The organism is Thalassobacter sp. (assembly GCF_982993085.1).
Genome location: NZ_CEZFMW010000072.1, coordinates 1 through 17,653 on the forward strand (window position 1 = coordinate 1; position 17,653 = coordinate 17,653).

General features: G+C 60.9%; 23 protein-coding genes. 3 read left to right on the forward strand and 20 right to left on the reverse strand.

Annotated features, from left to right (window positions below; all coding sequences use genetic code 11):
- Window positions 1-287 precede the first annotated feature (287 nt).
- From AC4GMC_RS11755 to AC4GMC_RS11790, 8 genes are all read right to left on the reverse strand, one after another.
- A complete protein-coding gene (locus tag AC4GMC_RS11755; protein WP_487877918.1) occupies window positions 288-635 on the reverse strand; it encodes a hypothetical protein in 348 nt (115 codons plus the stop codon).
- A 135-nt stretch (window positions 636-770) separates the two neighbouring features.
- Window positions 771-1,028, reverse strand: coding sequence for a hypothetical protein (locus AC4GMC_RS11760; RefSeq protein ID WP_487877919.1), 258 nt, complete (start codon window positions 1,026-1,028; stop codon window positions 771-773).
- Window positions 1,025-1,957 carry a C40 family peptidase gene (locus tag AC4GMC_RS11765; protein WP_487877920.1) on the reverse strand — a complete coding sequence of 311 codons (933 nt, stop codon included), beginning with the start codon at window positions 1,955-1,957 and terminating at the stop codon, window positions 1,025-1,027. Before AC4GMC_RS11765 ends, AC4GMC_RS11760 begins: the two co-directional genes overlap by 4 nt.
- A gap of 86 nt (window positions 1,958-2,043) precedes the next feature.
- Window positions 2,044-2,280, reverse strand: a complete 237-nt coding sequence (locus AC4GMC_RS11770; RefSeq protein ID WP_116904141.1) for a hypothetical protein — start codon at window positions 2,278-2,280, stop codon at window positions 2,044-2,046.
- A gap of 84 nt (window positions 2,281-2,364) precedes the next feature.
- Window positions 2,365-2,676, reverse strand: coding sequence for a phage holin family protein (locus AC4GMC_RS11775; RefSeq protein WP_038009777.1), 312 nt, complete (start codon window positions 2,674-2,676; stop codon window positions 2,365-2,367).
- Window positions 2,673-3,332 carry a tail fiber domain-containing protein gene (locus AC4GMC_RS11780; RefSeq protein ID WP_487877921.1) on the reverse strand — a complete coding sequence of 220 codons (660 nt, stop codon included), beginning with the start codon at window positions 3,330-3,332 and terminating at the stop codon, window positions 2,673-2,675. The genes AC4GMC_RS11775 and AC4GMC_RS11780 overlap by 4 nt, the downstream gene beginning before the upstream one ends.
- Before the next feature lie 47 nt (window positions 3,333-3,379).
- Window positions 3,380-5,926 carry a phage tail protein gene (locus tag AC4GMC_RS11785; RefSeq protein WP_487879269.1) on the reverse strand — a complete coding sequence of 849 codons (2,547 nt, stop codon included), beginning with the start codon at window positions 5,924-5,926 and terminating at the stop codon, window positions 3,380-3,382.
- A 265-nt stretch (window positions 5,927-6,191) separates the two neighbouring features.
- Window positions 6,192-6,596 (reverse strand): DUF6950 family protein, encoded by a 405-nt coding sequence (locus AC4GMC_RS11790; RefSeq protein ID WP_487877487.1) that lies wholly within the window; start codon window positions 6,594-6,596, stop codon window positions 6,192-6,194.
- Window positions 6,597-6,641: 45 nt separating this feature from the next.
- Here AC4GMC_RS11790 and AC4GMC_RS11795 point away from each other — a divergent pair, with 45 nt between their 5' ends.
- Entirely contained in the window at window positions 6,642-7,286 is a 645-nt protein-coding gene (locus tag AC4GMC_RS11795) for a hypothetical protein (protein ID WP_487877486.1), read from the forward strand.
- Between the two features lies 1 nt (window position 7,287).
- Here AC4GMC_RS11795 and AC4GMC_RS11800 read toward each other — a convergent pair whose 3' ends face one another.
- The 6 genes from AC4GMC_RS11800 to AC4GMC_RS11825 form a co-directional block, all read right to left on the reverse strand.
- Complete coding sequence (locus AC4GMC_RS11800; RefSeq protein ID WP_487877485.1) at window positions 7,288-7,848, reverse strand: hypothetical protein; 561 nt, start codon at window positions 7,846-7,848, stop codon at window positions 7,288-7,290.
- Window positions 7,848-8,435, reverse strand: coding sequence for a hypothetical protein (locus AC4GMC_RS11805; RefSeq protein WP_487877484.1), 588 nt, complete (start codon window positions 8,433-8,435; stop codon window positions 7,848-7,850). Before AC4GMC_RS11805 ends, AC4GMC_RS11800 begins: the two co-directional genes overlap by 1 nt.
- A gap of 4 nt (window positions 8,436-8,439) precedes the next feature.
- On the reverse strand, window positions 8,440-10,905 hold the full coding sequence (locus AC4GMC_RS11810; RefSeq protein ID WP_487877483.1) for a phage tail tape measure C-terminal domain-containing protein: 2,466 nt from the start codon (window positions 10,903-10,905) through the stop codon (window positions 8,440-8,442).
- The gene (locus AC4GMC_RS11815; RefSeq protein WP_487877482.1) at window positions 10,898-11,140 is read right to left on the reverse strand and encodes a DUF7697 family protein; all 243 of its coding nucleotides are present in this window, start codon (window positions 11,138-11,140) and stop codon (window positions 10,898-10,900) included. The genes AC4GMC_RS11810 and AC4GMC_RS11815 overlap by 8 nt, the downstream gene beginning before the upstream one ends.
- A gap of 83 nt (window positions 11,141-11,223) precedes the next feature.
- On the reverse strand, window positions 11,224-11,586 hold the full coding sequence (locus tag AC4GMC_RS11820; protein WP_487877481.1) for a phage-derived protein YdaY family protein: 363 nt from the start codon (window positions 11,584-11,586) through the stop codon (window positions 11,224-11,226).
- Between the two features lie 2 nt (window positions 11,587-11,588).
- Window positions 11,589-12,545 (reverse strand): phage tail tube protein, encoded by a 957-nt coding sequence (locus tag AC4GMC_RS11825; protein WP_487877480.1) that lies wholly within the window; start codon window positions 12,543-12,545, stop codon window positions 11,589-11,591.
- A gap of 101 nt (window positions 12,546-12,646) precedes the next feature.
- Between AC4GMC_RS11825 and AC4GMC_RS11830 the strand changes: the two genes are divergently transcribed.
- Window positions 12,647-13,024, forward strand: coding sequence for a bactofilin family protein (locus tag AC4GMC_RS11830; RefSeq protein ID WP_487877479.1), 378 nt, complete (start codon window positions 12,647-12,649; stop codon window positions 13,022-13,024).
- Here AC4GMC_RS11830 and AC4GMC_RS11835 read toward each other — a convergent pair.
- Window positions 13,021-13,443, reverse strand: a complete 423-nt coding sequence (locus AC4GMC_RS11835; RefSeq protein ID WP_487877478.1) for an acyl-CoA transferase — start codon at window positions 13,441-13,443, stop codon at window positions 13,021-13,023. The genes AC4GMC_RS11830 and AC4GMC_RS11835 overlap by 4 nt on opposite strands.
- Complete coding sequence (locus tag AC4GMC_RS11840; RefSeq protein ID WP_487877477.1) at window positions 13,440-14,069, reverse strand: DUF6441 family protein; 630 nt, start codon at window positions 14,067-14,069, stop codon at window positions 13,440-13,442. Before AC4GMC_RS11840 ends, AC4GMC_RS11835 begins: the two co-directional genes overlap by 4 nt.
- 102 nt (window positions 14,070-14,171) lie before the next feature.
- Between AC4GMC_RS11840 and AC4GMC_RS11845 the strand changes: the two genes are divergently transcribed.
- Window positions 14,172-14,465: a hypothetical protein gene (locus AC4GMC_RS11845; RefSeq protein ID WP_487877476.1), complete on the forward strand. Its 294-nt coding sequence runs from the start codon at window positions 14,172-14,174 to the stop codon at window positions 14,463-14,465.
- 29 nt (window positions 14,466-14,494) lie between these two features.
- Here AC4GMC_RS11845 and AC4GMC_RS11850 read toward each other — a convergent pair whose 3' ends face one another.
- The 4 genes from AC4GMC_RS11850 to AC4GMC_RS11865 form a co-directional block, all read right to left on the reverse strand.
- Entirely contained in the window at window positions 14,495-14,806 is a 312-nt protein-coding gene (locus AC4GMC_RS11850; protein ID WP_487877475.1) for a head-tail joining protein, read from the reverse strand.
- Window positions 14,807-14,818: 12 nt separating this feature from the next.
- On the reverse strand, window positions 14,819-15,841 hold the full coding sequence (locus tag AC4GMC_RS11855; RefSeq protein ID WP_487880188.1) for a major capsid protein: 1,023 nt from the start codon (window positions 15,839-15,841) through the stop codon (window positions 14,819-14,821).
- A 66-nt stretch (window positions 15,842-15,907) separates the two neighbouring features.
- Complete coding sequence (locus tag AC4GMC_RS11860) at window positions 15,908-16,288, reverse strand: head decoration protein (RefSeq protein WP_487879538.1); 381 nt, start codon at window positions 16,286-16,288, stop codon at window positions 15,908-15,910.
- 102 nt (window positions 16,289-16,390) lie between these two features.
- Window positions 16,391-17,653: S49 family peptidase (locus AC4GMC_RS11865; RefSeq protein WP_487879539.1), on the reverse strand; the 1,263-nt coding region annotated here is incomplete at its 5' end.

Here is a 17,653-nt window from a genome sequence, read left to right on the forward strand (position 1 = left end):
CAGGCGCGCCGGCGACGCCAGAGACGCGGCGCTTGAGTTGAATGGTATTGGCCATTAGAAGAAGCCTCCGTTGATAGGTGTGTCTGTGGGCAGAATGGTGATGCCCGGATCCCCCTGATCGCCTTTGTCTCCTTGAGGACCTGGCTTGCCGTCTGGACCTGGGGCGCCCAAAAGCCGGATGCGTGTGGCCCCCACAGCGATCCGGATCTTAATGGGCGCGGCGCCGGAAGATCCGCAGGGGCCCAAGCTGGGGAAGGGCGGGCGCGCGCCCTGTGGAGGACAGGCACTCATGGCAGGCCTCGGGTCACGGGCAGCATGACGGGGATCTCCAAGATAAAACTCAAAGGCAGAGCGGGACGGACATCCACACGAACCATGTCCAGAACAACAGAGCCGGGGTCCAAGTTTGCAGTGTCTTGCGCGGGGATAATCAACGACAGCAGGCAATCATTTTGCCGCATCAGCGTGCCCTCCTCTGTCCTTAAGGTCGCCAGGACGTCTGGGGCGGAAGGTTTGAGGCGGACCTGTGCGATGATCTCTGCGTGCTCTGCAAACAGCGGCGCCTCGGTTTCCAGATCCAGACGGTAGGCATAGCCAATGAGAATGGCAGGGCCTTCCACGATTGCGACACTCATGGCGCCCACCCGCAGAGATCTACACCCAGCTCATTATGGGCCAAGATCTGGGCGAGGGTCCGATCCGTCAGCACATCTTGGCGCGACGGCCGAATGGGCGCGGCCCAATCGCAATCCGCGTGCAAGCCTCGCGGCTCAATCGCGCATCCAGCGGTCAGCCCGACGCTGAAGATCAGCCCGGTCAGCGTTTTGAACCTCATGGCGGATCTCCTGTGATGTTTGCATGGCGCGAATGCGGGCTTCCGCGCTACGAATGGAAAGCTCAGCCCCTGCAGCGTGGCGGCCCTGGCGGAAGGCGATCCAGAGCGCGCTCAAAAGGGCAAAAGCAATGGCGCCGTAAAAGACAGCCCGCTGGCCAAGGCCTGCCAGCAATGCGCTGACGACGCGGATCATAGTGTTTTTCCCGTGCGGTGATCGTCGATCCGGGCCGCTTTTGCGCGAAGTGCATAGATGACGACGCCGACGAACACAGCCGCGCCGATCCACGGCAGGACATTGGAAAGCATGTTCTCAAGCCCGAACAAAGAGAACGCACGCCCGGCCATATCGCGTGCCTGTTCTGCCTCGACCAACGCTGGCGCGATCTGGCTGCCGATCGATCCCGCCGCGCCAATGACACCGAGACCGATCTGCGCATTGGATGCTGTTACGATCCGGCTTTCTTTTGGCACCTCAGATGCACGCGCGGGGGCAACCTCGCGAGAAGAGGCTTTTTCTAGCGCTTCGCTCAGCGCCACATCGATGATGGGGACGAGCGGCAGGCTGTTGTCATCGCGGAAGGCCAAAATAGCCGCTCTGGTGCGAGCCCCAACAATCCCGTCGATATTGCCAACTTCATGATAGCCGAGATCTTTTAGATGTCCTTGCACCGCCTCGACGGACAGCGTCACGCTAGGCACCACATTGCCTGCACGCCGTACTCCGAGCAGCTTTGAGACCGGATAACGTTTGATGTTCACGGCATCATTCTGATTGCCGCCAAGACCCCAAACCCAAGCGCCGTCAATCCGATCGATGAAGAACACATGGCCTTGCCAACTTGAGCGGCCGCGCTGGATCACACCGATGTCACCTTGCTGGGCATCCGCGGTCTCCACCGGGACACCCCAGTCGAGATATGACCGCGCGGTCAGCTTGCGGGTAGACCGGATCCCAGCCCGCTCGAGACAGTGCCCGACGAAGGCTGCGCACCAGGCGACGCTGTCATGTTCCACCCAGTCATGACCGACTGAGGCATACATCTCTATGATGACGGGATTGTCGGCGGGGCCTGGGCCTTCGCTCAAGCCGATGTAGCTGCGGGCAATGTCAAACGGTGTCATGATCTGCTCCCATGTAAATGCAAACAGCCGCCCCAAGGGACGGCTGCGATCATAGTGTTAGATTTTTGGGTTTCAGGCGGGCGATCTCACCCGGCACCGGCCCCTTCAAAGACGGTGTCTTTGGCCTGCATCAGCCAATCATCCACGGCGGCGGCAACAGACGGGCCAATGCCCGCCAGACCCATGAGCTGGATTTCAAAGAGGCCTTTGGTGTTTTCGGGATCACACCAATGGCCGCCATGGGCGAGTACCAATTGGCGCATGGTTGCCACTGGATCCGCGGCCTGCTGCAGCTTTGTCAAAGCAGATGCGAGCGTCTTCATGACATGATCTCCTCTCTTCCCCTCTTGCGGGTGCAAATGGTCGTTTCGAGCCGCAGCTTCAAGTCCTTGAATGGCCCATGCCGGCTACTTCTTGCGACAAAGCCAAGCCGCCAGCAGAGCTTCCGCCCCACGTGGCCCCAGATAGGCGAGCGTGGCCACAAACCCGGTGGAGACGGGCTGCGACAGCCCAATGTAGCGCGCGCCAGCCTCTCCAATTAGGGCCATGCCGACGGCGACGGGGATTTCCCACAGGAGTTCTTTGCCAAAAAAGCGGCGATTGCCGAGCTTTACTTCACCCGAATGCCACATCAGCCGACCGGTAAAGGCGCCGATCAGCGTGGTCACGGCGCCGCCAAACAGCGCGTTCATGGTGTCAATAAATCCGCTCTCGCTCATAGGCGCGCCTCCTCCAATTCTGCCACTCGGGCAGACAATTCTTTGACGGCCTCAATCAGCAGACCGGTGATATTGCCATAAGCGACTGAGAGCTGACCGGTTTGCGCATCCGCCCGCACTACCTCTGGCAGCACTGCCTCGACCTCCTGAGCAATCACCCCGATCTGGCGGCTGCCACCCATGGTGAAGCGCACACCGCGCAAGGCACTGACCAAGGCCAGCGCGTCGACGATGGTCTCGACCTCCGCCTTCAACCGGGCATCAGATGAGGACACAAAGTTCGGGGCCGTGACGACGCCGGTGAAGGTCGCGCCAGCGAGCGCAGCCTTCGCCGAGATCGCCGCGTCATAGTCGGCGGCGGATTTCGTCGCCATGGTCCCGAGCCCGATGTTGGTCCGTGCCACGGCGGTGTTCGCAAGCCCTGCCAGATTGCCGGCCGCATCCAAGAGCGCATCCCAGCCTGTGTTCGTCGCGTTTCTGCGCCTGAGCACTGGCGGCGATACCGAAGTGTCGGCCCAGAGCATACCTGCCGTCGTCGCTGTTGGCGCTGATGCCCCGGCACTCGTCGATTGCAGTGCCGCAATCACCTCATTGATGCGGGCCCGAACAGCCGCGCCCGCATCATTGGCAATCGTAAAGCTGGAGGTTTGCGTCATCTCAGCGTTTTCCTGTTGCGGTCATTGGTCGGATTTCAGCGAACACGTCAGGCCACCTCATCGGCATAGAGCCGCAATTGGCTGACGATGGGCGTGTAGGACGCGTCCTTCGTCGTCAGATGCGCCCGCGCTTCCACCGCGCGGGCTTCGATTTCATGGTTGTCGAGCCGGCCCCAGGGACCCCAGGTGGGCGACGTGCTTGGGTCGTCGTCGGTCTCGCGGATCTCAAAAAGCACATCGATTTCTGCGCCAGCGGACCCATCAAAATCCGCCCAGGTGTCCATCAGCGCGGTGCGGGCATCGATCCGATCGTTGAGTGCCAGCGCTGCGACGCCGATCTCCGAGCGCAGGCGCAAGCGTGTTACCGCTCCAAGATCAAGCCCGGCAGCGAAGCCATACTGCCCCTCCATCGCGGTCACCTGCGTCACACCATTTGCGGTTGTCGTGGCGAGCGTCAGGTTCGACCCTGTCACCTGCAGGTTGGTTTTTGAGCCAACAAAACCAGGATCGGCTTGGAGAAAGTCCAGTGTCGAGAAGGCCAGCACCTGCGCGCCCTTGGTGGTGACGCGGGTTTCAGGCCCGGCGCGACCGCCGCTATCTTCCGCGCGCACCAGATAGGTGCCAGGCTTCAAGGGCACGACGGCAATGGCCTCGCCGCCGGAGACCCGGTCCATCGAATAGCTATCGGCCCAGGTGGCCGTCGCTTCTTTCGAATGCCGGATAACGACATTGCCTCCAACGCGCACATCAGGATCCACCGACCGCGTCCATTTAAGGATCGCAAGTCCTCCCGCCGTTTGCAGCGTCACATTCTCAAGCTGTGCCGGTGGGGCGGTGAGCCCGAGGATTTCTGCTTGGGTCTCCTGCCAAGGCGAGGAGACGCCCAGAACCGAGATGGCTTTGACGCGGAAAGCCCAGTTGCCCGGCGCGATATCGCGGATTTCCAGCGTGGTGCCATCCGTCCGGCCATAATCGATCCAATCCGCAATACCCGCGGGCTTCGCTTGCAACTGATAGGCCGCCACAAAGCCGGAAGGGGCTGCTTCCCAGCTGATCTTGGCCAGAACTTTGAGCCCACCGCCATCCCGCGTGACATAGAGATCTTCCGTGACCTGCGGTGCGCCGGGGGCTGGAATATCATAGGCATTGGGAAGCGCTGTTCGTGGGGCTGCCGCGTAGATCTGCTCTTCCGAAGCTGACCAGTCATAAACCAAAGGCGAGGTCTCGCGGAGCACCAGCTCCGGTAGCAACAACGGACCATCGCCTGAGGCCGTCAGATCCAGGCTCACCCCATGGACTTCAAAGGGTTTGGCTGCAAAGCCCCAGCGCGCATAGGAGAGCGTCACAACATCCCCGACGGTAGCTGCCCAGGCCGAGAGTTTGCCAGACAAGCGCACCGTCATCTGCCGACGTGCGCGTTCGAGCTCGATCTTTGCAAGCCGCTGCGCCATGGCCGCCGAGATCGTGAAGGGCAGAGAGATATCCCGCCATTTCTGTTCGCCACCGTCCTCGGCCACATAGAGAGCGCTTGAATAGGCCGGGAAGTCATCCGGCTGCCAATCGTTCTCGGGACTGACGAACTGCCCCCGCACGCCGTTGAAGTTCGACGACATGGTCACGCGCGTGGCTAAGGTCAGCCCACCTTCACGGATATGATCCGCGGTCAGCGCCACGTCCGGGGCCCGCCATGCCCCTGCATGGATGCGCCAAGACCCAGCGGAGAAAGCGCAGCGCCCAGCGAAGGACGAGAGCATCCCCTCGATAATGGTTTTTGGGACCTCGGAGAGTGTGATCACCCCATTGCAGGCATAGCGCGGCTCAGAGCCACCGCCTGCGAGAGGAACGGTCTCGTCGCAGATGTTCGCTGCCTCAATGAGGGACATCTCGTCGATCCCATCCGGCTCACCAATGCGTGCGCCGATGCCCCAAGTGGGGTTCGCCATATAGTCAGCCAAGCAAAGAGCGGGGTTTTCCGAATAGCCTGCTGTTTGCGTCCGCGGGTCCCAGATGTCGTTCTTGCCCTCGATATCCACCGTGATGTTCGGGATCCCGCCCGGAAAGGCGTCCTGATCATAGGTCAGCCGCAACTGGATCGCGGCACAACCCCGCAACCGGTGATCTTCCGTCCACTTGTCGGGCAGGTCGGCTTGCAACCCCGCAAAAGCGGTCTGGTCCGCTCCGCCGAGTTTCTTCTCAACAAGAACTTTGCCAGCCCAACGACCTTGGGCCTCGCCATCTGCGTCGAGGGCCATTTCACCTTCAAAGTAAATCGCTCCAATGGATTTCACCCTATGCGAGGCCAGCACGATCACCAGATCGAGGAACTTATTGTCTGATCCTGAGGCGTGCAGGAAGACGATGACCCCGCCCTTGCGGGCGCGCCCATAGACCAGATCGCGTGGTACCACCGGCTCGCGGATCGTCACAGTGCGCGGCTGCATCGTGGTCTGCGGCTTTGGCATCAGGGCCTGCGCTGCGGTGGACAGCAAAAGCGTGCCACCAATCCGCAGAAGGGCCGCACCAATACCACCTGCGGCCAAGGTTGCACTGATCGCCCCCGCAACTGCGGTAACAGCAGAGACGACAAAGGGCATGGGCGGTGTCCGGTTTTGCAGGGCCGTCTTCGGCGTAGGTCAAAGTGCGGTCTCGTGGCGTGCCGTTGACAAACCAAGGATCTAAGTCATGTAGCAGGCTAACGCTACGTCAGGCGCTTCCAGGCGGAGAGGGCTGGAAGAACAAGGGCGGCCGGAGACCGAGCAGTACCCAAGCTGCGTGACCGTTGGATCTCGGCAAGACCCTTAGCGCGGCTCGGGAAGGGAGGCCTGAGCCGCGCAGTTGCGCCATAAAGCCAAGTGTCGACTAAACAGACCAAGCAAGGCGGCAGGCGGTGAGCGGCACGCTCACAAGCCCTTCAGGCACCATCCCGACCGCAGCTCTGCCGGTGCAGATCCCAAAGCCAAGACCGGTATCCGCGAGAACAAGGTCGCCGCGCTGCGCAAGAAGCACAGACGGGCGTGGCGCGCCCAAGATCGCGCACCCCATGTCTTCAAGTGAGACCCAGCCGAGACGGCGCATCACACGCTGCCCCCCGAGCGCAGTGGTGTAGCGTCCGCGCCAGAGAGCAGCGATATCTTCGCCGCCCGTGAGGATCATGCGCGTTTCAAAAGCAAAGGTGGGGCAGTCGTGGACGGCCCAGACGAAGGGCTTAGCACGTGCCGTATCGATGGCTTCGGCTAGAAGGTGTTCCCACTGGTCAACTTTCAAAGCATAGTCCTCAAATGAGCATTATTTTTGGAAGGATAATTGTGAATGTTTAGGGTCTTAGGCCATTTATGGTTCACTCTGGTGGCACTCCTTACCGTAGCATCCCTTTCACTGAATGTTGGGATCCTAGCTTTCGGTACGATTGCCACCAAAGCAAGCGTGGCTTTCGAGGTGCTGACAGGAACCACGTCAACGGTCACAGATTTACGCAATCAGCTTAAAGCTAAAGAAATGCGGATCTCGTCGCTGTCTGACGAAGTAGCGTCATTGAAACTGCCCAAAGTTACGTATCGTGGAAAGCCATATCTCATCAAAGATGCAGTGTCTGATACCGCAGATCGCGTCTCTACAAGGACTGCTATTGCGGCATCGCGCAGTGCGTCTTCTGTTGTTGCAGAGTCGATACCCTATTTGGGCATTGCTGCGATTCTTGGGGTCGCTGCTTGGGACATAAAAGATAGCTGCCAAACAATGAAAGATCTGCACGAATTAGACCTAGCCTTTAATCCTGACAAAGAAATTGACGCGGAAGCGGCAGAAATCTGCGGCTTAAAACTACCTAAGCGTGAAGATATTTGGGCGTCGGTTAAGTTAAACGCAGCTGAGAGTTGGCGTCAGGCTGGTGATTATGTGTCAGACCTGCCGGAATTTGAATGGCCTTCACTTTCAACTCTTGCTTTCTGGCAGTAGTTCATCCCCGCCCCCAAGTAATCTCACGATCCTGGATCGCGGTCACGTATTCAAATCCAAGATCGCCCGGGAACAGCACCTGCTGGCTTTCATGCGTGTAGCGCCAAGTGCGCGCCACGGTGAGATCGATCAGACGGCTCTCATAGCTGATGGTGATCGTGCAGGTATTGGCGTCATCCTTGATTTCGGGAACATCAAGTCGGCCCGAGAAGGCCTGAACCGGGTCGGCGATGATGCTGCCATTCTCAGCCAGCAGTCCCAGCCAGATCCTGCCCGGCAGGCCCTGACGCGCTTCCTCGATCGCCATCTGCACCAGGTCCAGCGGTACACCAGACAGTGACACGGCTGTGCCTCCTGCCACGACCTCGCCGGTTTCATCAAGCGAGCCGAGGCCCAAGAGCGACCCAGCCCCAGCCCAGATCTGCTCGTTCCAACTGACCTCTCCCAGACCTGACCAGATACGCACCCAGCCCGTGGCGAACTGCCCCTCGAAGAAGATGACCGGCCGTAGGCTATGATCAGCCAGCGCAGTGGCGAAGGCCAAGGTGAGATCGCGGCTCATCAGAGGGCCTCCCGGGCTGAGATCGTAAAACGGTGCTGATCCGCGCGGCTGATGACCGAGGGAACCGGGGCTGTTAGCCGCAACAGAACCGACGGGGCATCAAGGCCGAGCAGCGTACCGACCGGAACTGAGGCCCTAAGCGGCGGCACGAAGGCGAGCGTGGCCTCGCTGCCCAAAGGCGTTACATCTGCCGTCAACTGATAAAGCCGCGTGGTGGCATCCGAACCCAGCTGGAAGAAATCTCCTGCGCCAAGCCCAAGCCCCCAACCTGCCGTGCGAAGGGTCGAGGCTCCCGCAACCTGCGCCTCGGTCACGTAAGGAGTGCTCAGCCCCACCGGCACCTCGATAGAAGGGTCTGGAAAGAGAAACCGACCCCGCAATCCACCAAGAGCGGTGAAGAAGGCCGAGAGCCGACGGGCCGGTGCCCCTTGGGTCACCGCCATCTCAAACTGGTACTCCCACCACGACGCCCCCCAGTCTTGGATCTGGGACGTGCCAGTAAAGGGTGAGCGGGCCTCCGCCACAGACGTAATCAGCCGCCGCTCGAGCGAAGACACGAGCGTCAGCGGCAAGACAGGAATAGCCATGATTTTAGATCACCTGGCCCCGGCGTCGGCCATCGGCCACGCTTTCTTTCGCAATGCGCGCGATCTCGGGAATGGCCGCGCGTAGACGTGCGTCGATCTGCTCGGCCACGCCCATCTGTGCACCGCGCGCGTCGATATTGACGGTCACGCCCGCGCCAGTGCTGCCGCCAGAGCCATAGCTTGCCGCCTCGCGCCGGTTCAGCACCCGCTCGCCCCGCTGCAGGATCGTTGGAACTTCATCAGGACGGAGCCCCGCCCAGGAGCCAACCGACCCCACGGCCCCACCGCTGTGCATACGCGGCGCACCGGCAAAAACGGCTGCAGGCACAGAGCGCGTGTGGCCGGAGATCCCAACTATGCCGCCGGCATGGGAGACCGCAGCCGCAACAAAGCCGCCTCCACCAAAAGCACCTGAGAGCGCGTTGGCGATGGGCCCCAGTACAGCCCGCTTGAACGACAGGACGGCAAGGTCCGCTAGGATGGAGCGCACAAGCCCTTTGAAGTCGAACTTGCCGGTCTCGACAAAACTCCGGAACGCGCTTTCGGCGCCAGAAAAGGCGCTGGAGAGGGTTTCGCCCAGGCCTTTGCCCCAGTTCAGCGCATCCGTGGCATAGGCTTGAAGAGACTCCGCGACCGCGCGCCACCCGGTGGCGATCCGTTCGCCAGCGCTCCCGGCTGCACCACCAGCTCGGCCCATGGCAGCCGAAAGCCGATCTGCTGAGACAGTCGCCTCATCCAGCGCCGCCGCGCCTTCTTCGCCGGTGCCCGCAACGGCATCGCGAAGCGCGCCCCAGGAGGTCAGCGGAGCCGTTGCGCCATTGGCGAGATCGGTCGCGGCCTGACGGTAGGTGTTCGCAGTGGCCAGTGCCTCGGTCGCGATGGCGTCAAGGCCCAGGTCAGGGGCCTTGAGCGGGTTGTCCTCGAAGGCTCGGCGAAACGCCTCTGCCGCAGCCGTTCCGGCATCTGCGGAAGCACCGGCAAACGGGTTCGGAATTTCGCCGAGACTGATTTCGCCGATTTCGCCAAAGGTGGTCTCGATCCCCACAGCCGCCAGCGCATCTCGAATGCGCCCCGTGAAGGCATCAATTCGGCGGATTGCACCATTCAGCATGGCCTCGATCCCGTCGAGCATGCGGTTAGCCGCCGAGAAGACCAGATCTCCGATCACATCCGGCAGACGCGACCAGATCTCGCGCACGGCAAGAAGCGCGCCCTTGAAGGTGTTGGCGGTCGTGTTGCCAAAGGCGACGACACTCTCGATCGCTCCAGCCATCCCGGTCGCAGCATCGGCTTTGAGATCATAAAACATGGCTGTGGCGCGCGACCCGGCCGCGTTGGCGCCCATTTTGATCCGGTCCCAGACCTCGACCGCGACGTCTTTCAAGAGGCCCATGGCCTCGCCGAAGCCGCCTGCGCCGGAGGCCAACCGGGTGAACCAATAAACCAACTCGCCTGCGCCAACGATCAGAGCACCGATCCCGGTGCGGATCAGGGCACCTTTCAGGACGACCAGCGTCGTTGCCAAACCCCGCACCGAGAAGGCCGCGGCAGCCATGGCCGCGACCCAGCGACCGGCAAGGAAAGTAGCGAAGGATCCGGCATAGACCGCCAGCCGGTCGAGATTGGCTAGTACCGCATCGAACGCCCGACTGATCGGGCTGGTTGAAGAGGCTAGCGCCACGAAGGCGTTGGCCACTGCCTCCAAAGACGGGGCTAGCGCCACGGCGATTTTATTACGCACGCCGGTGAAGACCTGACCGATGCTCACGAGCGCGAGTTCCGACCGGCGCATGGCGGCGATTGCGTCGGCGTCGAGCACCGCGCCAAGGGCTTGGGCCTTTGCTCCAAGCCGCTTCATCTCCGCCCCACCGTTTTGCAAAAGCGGAATGAGGCGCGTGGTATCGGAGGCCATGGCCTCCAGATAAAAGGTCATCTCTTGTTGGCTGACGCCTGCGCGCTCGAGGCTGTCGACATAGAGTTGCAGCGCCTCGGGACCCGAGAGCCGGGCGAACTGGTCCGCCGTCACGCCCACGCGGGGCGCGATATTCTCAAAGAAATCCGCCATCGGGCCGCCGCCCGTCTGCAGGAAGTCGCCCACGCGATCATTCACGTCCTTCAAGATATCGGCGAGCTTTTCCTGCTCAATGCCGACTGTGGCAGAGGCCGCCGACCAGCGCTGGAAGACCTCCGGGTTTGCATTAGCCACCTGGCTGAGTTGGCTGATCTCATTGGCGGCAGCAACGGTCGAGCGGGTCATCGCAACAACTGCGCCGGCCAAAGCAGTCGCCGCGGCGGTGGCTGCAATGCGCGCGCGGCGCGCAAAGGCCGCCATACGCGCATTGGCCTGGTCTAGCTCACTGCTGAGACGCCCCATGCCGCGCGCACCCGCCTCGCCGACACCTTCCAGCTCGGCGCGCACTTGGCGACCGCCAGTCGCGGAAAGGCGGACGGATACTTTTTTCTCAGCCATGGTGGTGTTCGATCTCTTCGTTTGTCTTGCGCACCATCACCGCCTCGATGGGCGGCAAGAGCTCTGCGATGATGAGGGACGAGAGCCCTAGGGCCGCACCGAGTTGGAGGGCAGCGCCCATATCCCAGCCAAGAACCGCTCCGCCGCTCATGCCGCCAGCAAAGCGCACCTGTCCGCCGAGGCGCTGCACGAGATCCCAGACCTGCCAGCCCTCAAAGGTCAGCGGTTTATTCAAAGTGCGCGGACATTCCACGCATGCAGACGAACATGCCGTGCAATACTCACCGCCCCCGCCGAACTCCCAGTCGGCGAGAGCGGTCAGGCGTTTTTTTCCGCATCCAGGATCAGCGCGCCCGCGATGTATTTGGTCTGAAACGCCTCGAAGATCGGCCAGATCTCCAGCAGTGCGTCGATGCCGTCATGCGAGATCGCCATTGGCTCACCGTCTTCGTCGCCGACGCCCTCCCAGTCTCTCACGACAATTCGGGCGACGGCCTTTGCCACGATGCGCGCGAGATCATCATTGGAGGCGCTGGTTTCAGCATCGGTTGCAGCGGCAACGATCGCCGGATCGCTGCGCGCGGCCAGCATGATGGCCGTGGTCAGCGGTTCGACAAGCAGGCGGACGCCATGGCCGAGATCAAGCCATTGGGGTTCGGTGGAGAGGTTCAAGCGAAGCATGGTCAGTATACCTCACGGTCATTGGTTAGGGTGACGGTACACATCCGGCCAGCGATAGGATCGCTGGCGGCCTGCCAATCGAAGGTGGCCTGCACCCCTTGCGGGCCGGAGATTTCAATCCGGGGACGCGGCAGGTAAACAGCGTGGGCCGTCAGCGTCAGGCTCTCGCCGGTGGGAAGCGTGTAGGAGAATTCGAGCTCGCAAGCCTCGCCGTTGATCGCCTGGGTCACCAGCATCTGATCGGCGAAACGCACGACAACATTGCCAGTGAGTGCGGCGATGGACGGGTCTGCACCGTCGATCTTCCCATCTGCGCGGATGGTTTCGATGCGATCGAGGTTGTTGGCATAGGTCAGGTCAGCGGACACGACATTGCCAATATTCGCCCCGTTCCGTGTAATCGACCCGTTGAAATGCCCAAAGCGTTTCAGCGTGATAGTGGCGGGCGTCCCAACGGATGTGCTGGTGGCGATTTCCTCGCCCTGTGCCACGATGCTCGCGGTAGCCGTCAGCAGACCCGATCGCGCCATCTGCCAATTCAGGCTGTCGACTATGCAGCCGGAATACATCGCAAATCGCGGCACCTCTGGCATCCCGGTCTCGACCGAGAACGACGGCAGCGCCCAGTTTCCAGAGCGGAACTCGTGGGTGTAGGGTGCGTCAGTTCCAGTCGTCGTAGGCGCTCCAAATGCAGCCTTCAGCCAGAAGCCAAAGGCATCCGCATCAATCGGGATCACCACGTCACCATCCGCCGTCACCGCATCCTTGATCGGTGCCTGCGGATCGCGTCCGTACCCCAGCAGTTCTGAGGTCTGCAGTGGTTGCTCCGCGCCCAGTGACGTGCTGGCGAAAGGCATCTTGGTAAAGCCGCTCCCATTTTGATCGGGGGGCGGCGGGGTGCCATAACTCGTTTCAAACGCCAGCGCCATCTGCGCCCGCGCCCCTTGGGCTCGTGCCATGGTATTTTTTCCTCAAATTGGGAAGATTAAAAACGCGCCAGACTTGACGCCCCCGGTCGCAGAACTCTAGCTGCCTTGACGTAACTTAAAGGAATGCCCTCATGGCTGATCTCAAAGCACAATCGCCTTCCGGTGGCGCCACTCCGTCAGAACGCAAACGATCCGTTTTTGCAGAAGATTTGCGCATCGAAGGCAATATTGCCTCTGATGGTATTCTCGAATTCGGCGGCCAGCTGACAGGTGACATCACCGCTGATGCTCTGGTTTTGACCACAACGGCGCGCGTCAAAGGCAATGTTCGCGCTCGCCAGCTCACGATCGAAGGCCAATTACAGGGCGAAGTGAATGCTTTGAAAGTCAGCATCAAAACGGGTGCGCGTGTTATGGCCAATGTTGCCTACGACCAATTGGACATCGCCTCTGGCGCCCAAGTCGAAGGTGGCTATTCCCGGGTCAACGCCGACACCTTCAAGCTTTAAGCCAGCGGATCAGCCATCGCGTAGTGAAGCACCACAGGTATGATCGCGGCCTTTAGGCTTGCCGCGCCCTCGACGGCAAGATCCACCGGCTCAGGCGCCTCAGCCTCAACCCAGTCGCAGATCCCCTGTAACGTCCTATCTGCGGCGATCACGGCGCCAATCTGAGCGACAAGTGTGTCGAAAAGGGCGTCTCGATCCGTTGTTGATTGTACGATCACCTCAAGTTCGGCGCGATGCTGATAGTGATACGTCAGCGGCGACAATGTCACGCCCGCTTCGCCCGGGTTGCCATCACGCAGGATCATCAACCCTGCGGGCGGGATGCGTTCTGGCAGAACCTCGCTGCGTAGAACTGGCACATGCGGGATAGTCCCGAGCAGGTCTGCCAAGGCGGTGAGGATGGTTTCGCGCGCACTCATAGTTTTGCCTCAACCCAGTTTGCAACAATTAACCCCGGTATTGCTGCCTGCGCACGATCTGCGTCGCGCGCCAGATTGAGCCTTTTCGAGAGCTTCACCTGCGGCACGAGCAGAAAGATTGGCACCGTGCTGCGCCCACGGCCCGTTTTGGACCGCGACGCCACGCCGAGGCCGCGGTTGTTCAACCGACCGTCCGCCACGAGCAAGCTCGCCCCCCGGCGCCGATAGACAAACCGCAGACGTAGTCCGCGCCGCCTCTCCCATTCGCCGGGGGTGAGCGCTTTGCCGCGCGTGCCCTTGCCGGCTGCGGGCATTGGGATAGCAAGCCAGAACCCGTCTTTTGACCTGATCAGGGGGCCAGTGTCATGCGCCCCGATGATCTGGGGTGCGTTGGACCAAATGAGCGCGGCCGCCTCGAGGCTTTCGCCCGCAGCGGGATAGGTCTTGGACCTGATCGTGTTGGCAAGCCGCTGGCCGAGGCGGGCGCTCGTGATCTGGGCGCGCCAGTTGGATTTGAGATCTTTGCCCGCCGCACGCATGGAAGCTGTAACGGCCTTTTCGCCAGCGATGATTTCGGCGCGCATCGCGTTGACGATGTCGCCCGTCACTGAGAGGTCGAGTTTCATTAGAGCCTGTAGGAGCGCGTTTGCATGGTGAAACACTTGCGTTGTTGCGTGAGTGCATGGGGAGTTTAAGCTTTCCCAAGGAAAAACCCTTTGGAGCCACTGATGCAGCCCCCTTACATTGTATTTGAATTGAATTTCATGCCTGGGCTTCTCAAAGAGCCAATCGTGCTCACGCCACAGAACCCAAAATGGGAAGTCGTAATCCGATCGCTCCAACGCATCGGTGTTTCAGATTGGCGAAAGCATTACGATAATCTCGAAGTTTGTGATGGATTTTCCTGGTCGTTGAAGATCAATACTCCCCAGCTCAAGCTGAGGTCATCGGGCTCAAACGACGCCCCGGATGCCTTTGAAAAAGTTAGAGAGCTTCTTGAAGCAGCTGCAGATGACGATTGATGTTGTCCCGGGGAAAGTGGTTTCATGTTTCACGCCGGTGATGTCGTTACAGTCCAGATCAAGCGCTCCCGATCACGGATCGGCTCGCCCTGGATGAGGAAGGTTTCGTCACCGATGAGGATCTGCTCATCGGGGCGGGGGGCCGGTAGCTCTGACACGCGGACATCAAAACGCATTGTCTCGGATAACAAACGCGCGGCACCGAATGTAGTCACATCATCATTCCGGCGCATGATGATGCGGACCCGTGTGAACTGCCCCTCGCTGTCGCGATGCCACGCCTCTTGGGCAAGGTTTGGATCAACAAAGAGCAGATCGAGGGCCCCGGCAAAGGCGGTCATTGATGCATCGCCTCAATTCGAGCTGAAGAGACGAATGGCGAGCCGAGGCCGTTTATTCACCGGCAGGATGGAACCCTCAGTCATGAGATCGATCCAGCGCCCCTTGCTGTCCATCATCTGGCGCGCATAGAGTGGCAAGCCGACTGTATTGGCGGTTTCCAGAAGGTTCGCTGGCCCGCCATAGGTAGTGAACGTATCGAAGGTCCCAAGCGGGAACGCGATGCCTTCACCTGCGGGGATCAGACGTTCCGTTGTTCCATTGGAAAGGGTAACGGAGCCGTTATATTCCTCAAAGAGTAGCCCCGCGAACGGAAACGCTCGGCGCATGTCTTCACGTAAAGGTTGGCCTCCGTTGGCAGAGAAGTATTTATAGGCTTCTTCGGTCTTGGGATGGCTGATCAGTTTGTCGAAAAATTCGGAGCTGATCAAAGCATGTGCCGTCGTCATGGTTTCGCCAAGAAGGTTGTCTTCGATGGCCCGCAAAATATTACGTACTTTACTTTGTATATTGGTTCCTGCCGTGCCGAAAACGAAGTCGACTTCTATCGGCTCCAATCCAAATTCGCCAAAGTAGTTGTAGAGGGTTGTGCCTGCGCCGTCCTTTACGATGCCGCGCAGCGCGTTCATCTCCATGTATTCGCGGGTCTGGGCATGCTTGCGGCGCATCAGCGTCAGCTTTCGGTTCATCACCTCTACCAAGGGGTCTGCCGCATCCGAAACGCCTAACGCCGGCATGCCCTGAATGTCGGCAGGCAGGATCACATCATCATGCGGGATCCACGGCAGAGCGAAGCTGCGCATCGAGCGCTGCTCGCGGGTGCCAACAGTCGCTGGGGCGCCCAGCGGGACGGAGGGCAGGAGGCTGAGGACCCCTTCGCGCTGTTCGATGACGACAGAACGTTGGGTGACGCCTTCAAAGCGAAACAGGCCGATCTGGCCCAGGCGGGTATAAAGGTTCGGCAGGATGTTGATGGCCTGCGTCATCTCGGCGAGCGAATAGCCGCCCGCGTCAAACGGGTTGCGTGTGATGGTCATGGGGAACTCCGGGAAATGAGGGCTAACGCGCGAATGCGCGACGAGGGGAACGGGCGGTCCGCCGGATCAGGCGGGCTCGCGCGGGAGGATGCCGAGGGCTGATAGCTGGGCGTGCTTGACCGCCGTCTTGGCTGGGTCATCGACACTTGCGTCGAACACGAGCGCGGCTTTTGAGACGATGGCGGGGCCGCGCTGGACCACGATGCCGGTCGCATCGGCTGCTGTCGCGTCGACGTCGTAAAGCAGAACAGCGGTCGCGCTCTGCGCGCCATCACTGCCGGTGGCGGTACTAAGCTTCATCTTGCCGCTCGCGGTGATGCGGCCAAGCACGGCACCAACGGGATAGCTGGTTCCGGCCAGCAACGTCACAGTCTCGCGGGTAAAGTTGGGGTTCAGCTCGTATTTGAGGACTTCGCCCATGGTGGGCGGTTGGGTCAGCACGGACATGGGGCATCTCCAGAAGATTGAGAGGGATAAAAAATCCCCCGCCGGGGAGGAGCGACGGGGGATCAGGTGGGCGGTGCGCAATGAGCGGGAGGGTACTCAGATTTAGCGGCCCGCCGAGGCAGCTTTCTTTGCAGCAGCCACAATCGGGCTTTCCGTGGATTTGGGCAGCACAGGTGAAGGTGCGGCAACTACGATGTCGCGTGCATCTGCGGCGGCGCTGGCCTGCTCCAATACCGATTGGCGCAAAGCCTCCGGGGCAGTACCGTTGCGAAGTGCTTTCGCCACATCGATTGCGATCCCGAGGCGGCCGGCTTGGGCTACGATTTCGGCAATCTCGGCTGCTGACTCGCGAAGTTGCGCGGCAAGCTCTGCCAGATTGCTGGGTTGTGCTGCCGCAGGGGCAAGCGCCTCTGAAGTGGAGGGGGCAGGTGCTGCAGCAACCAAGGGCGTGGGATTATCTTGGTCCATATCTGCCTGTGCCTTTTCTCCACTCACGCCCTCCAGGACGGTGTCTTCGGTGTCTTCGGTGTCTTCGGTGTCAGCGGCCTCAGTTTTAGCCTCTGTGGTATCTGCTCTGGTGCTCATTGCAGCCTCCTTTGGTTGGGGTTGGGTCGCGCGGGGTAACCTCGCGGTGGGTGATGGGGCGGAAAGGCTCTCGCGGAAGCGGGCAAAGCCACGGGTGAGGTCGATCACCTCATCGGCAAGGCCTGCGGCGATGGCATCCGTCCCGCGATATGTCGCGGCCTCAGTCGCCAGCGCAGCTTCCTGGTTCAACCGCCCAGCACGGCCGGCTGCGGCGGTCTCAGCAAAGAGAGATCGCAAAACATCTATCTCTCGCTGGATGTTGTCACGTACGTGCTCGGGCAGTGGTTCATAAGGGTTGGCATCAACTTTATGGTTGCCAGAATGGATCATCGTCACCTGTACGCCATCCTGATCCAACTGGCCGCTCAGATCGGCATGCATCACCACCACACCGATACTGCCGACGGCGCCGGTGCGCGGTAAAAGGATGCGATCGGCCTGGGAGGCCAGCGCATAGCCTGCAGAGAAGGCATGTTCTGCGACGAAGGCCCAGACGGGCTTTGTACCTCGGATCGCACGAATGCGATCGGCGAGGTCGAAGACGCCCGCCACCTCTCCGCCGAAGCTGTCGATCTCAAGCGCCACAGCGCGCACGGACGGATCGCGCGCGGCTGCCTCAATTTGCGCCGCGATCCCCTCATAGCTGGTCTGGCCGGATGACTGTCCGATCCATCCCCCGCGATGGATCAGCACGCCGGCAATCTCGATCACGGCGATGCCGTCTACAACCGGGTAGGGCGTATTGCCATGTTGCTGCAGGCGCTCGGTCAGGTTCCCAGC